Genomic DNA, 672 nt, shown 5'->3' with positions numbered 1-672 from the left:
ACCAGAAGTAGATAGCTTAACCTTCGGGAGGGCGTTTACCACGGTGTGGTTCATGACTGGGGTGAAGTCGTAACAAGGTAGCCCTAGGGGAACCTGGGGCTGGATCACCTCCTTACCTAAAGACTTTTCTTGTTTTATGCAGTGTCCACACAGATTGCTTGGTCGAAATGTAGAACGTTAGAAGACTTGGGTCTGTAGCTCAGGTGGTTAGAGCGCACCCCTGATAAGGGTGAGGTCGGTGGTTCGAGTCCACTCAGACCCACCACTTTTTCTCCCAGAAAAAGTGGCGGTAAAGTCTTTTATATCGTTGGGGTTATAGCTCAGCTGGGAGAGCGCCTGCCTTGCACGCAGGAGGTCTGCGGTTCGATCCCGCATAGCTCCACCACTTTCTAAAAATATTCGTAAGAGTGTCTTTAGAAAGTGGATTAGTCATCTTCAAACATGACAAAAACACATGCTCTTTAACAATCTGGAAAGCTGACTAGTAAATTTAATCGAAAGATTAATTTTAAAAAATGTTTTTATCTTCGGATGAAAACGAGTTTTCAAAACAACACACATTCAAGTGTCTTGTATCGAGTCCGGCGAAAAACCAATGTTTAATATTTTCTTGATCGGATTATTAAACGCAAACCTTGGTTGTTTGAACATACAAGACCTCTTGGGGTTGTA

Annotated in this window: 2 tRNA genes and 1 rRNA gene; all 3 read left to right on the top strand. The window is 43.5% G+C overall.

From position 1 onward, the window contains the following. Nucleotides 1–115, top strand: a 16S ribosomal RNA gene (locus tag C9J51_RS19365); the annotation flags it as partial. Nucleotides 116–188: 73 nt separating this feature from the next. Then, a tRNA-Ile gene (locus C9J51_RS19360) sits at nt 189–265 on the top strand. A 44-nt stretch (nt 266–309) separates the two neighbouring features. After that, nucleotides 310–385: transfer RNA gene (locus C9J51_RS19355), tRNA-Ala, on the top strand. Nucleotides 386–672 lie beyond the last annotated feature (287 nt).

The sequence above is a fragment of the Photobacterium iliopiscarium genome (assembly GCF_003026395.1).
Lineage (GTDB): Bacteria > Pseudomonadota > Gammaproteobacteria > Enterobacterales > Vibrionaceae > Photobacterium > Photobacterium iliopiscarium.
Note: the sequence above shows the minus strand (reverse complement) of the source record. Positions and strands in the feature narration are given on the sequence as shown.